This window comes from Arthrobacter sp. FW306-1B-G06A, from assembly GCF_058781765.1.
The window spans coordinates 1-519 of record NZ_JBYSXB010000098.1 but is presented as its reverse complement, the minus strand read 5'-3'; the positions used below and the strand labels follow the sequence as shown (position 1 = coordinate 519).

At 59.7% G+C, this 519-nt stretch carries 1 protein-coding gene; it reads right to left on the bottom strand.

Going from position 1 to position 519, the window contains the following annotated elements; translation table 11 throughout:
• Window positions 1–111: 111 nt before the first annotated feature.
• On the bottom strand, window positions 112–519 hold a 408-nt coding region (locus AC3WJM_RS23045), incomplete at its 5' end, for a hypothetical protein (protein WP_492273065.1).

Here is a 519-nt window from a genome sequence, read left to right as displayed (position 1 = left end):
GGTACAACGTCCACCTCGACGGCTCCAGCCCCGCCGACGACACCTGGATGTACCTCGACGACATCACCCTCACCAACGGGTAGGGGGGTTGATCGACTTCCTGGTGGCCGTTCAGCCGTTCCTGGTGGCTGCGAACATGCGTCGAAGGGTGAAAAAGCAACCCAAGGCGCCGAAGAGCAGCGCCATGAAGAAGTCGCCCATGTAACTCTTCACGAAATTCGGGTTGTTCGCCAGGTTGTAGTTCATCAGGTCCCACGGCTCGGAGCTGGTGATCAAAGACAAGGGCTGGCTATTGATGTACTTGGCGGCGTCCAGCCAGACTCCAGCGACGAAAGACAAAATCGCAGTGGCAGCTGTGATGGCTGCTATCACCCACACGCCTTTTCTGCTCAGCCCGCCGGCTCCCATGACATAGAAACGGGCCGCCATCGCGGCAGCGGCGAAGGTGACGAGCGAGGACATCCAGCCAAAACTCCAGATGACAAGCCACAGAACGACGCCGATCGGGAGGGCAGGGAG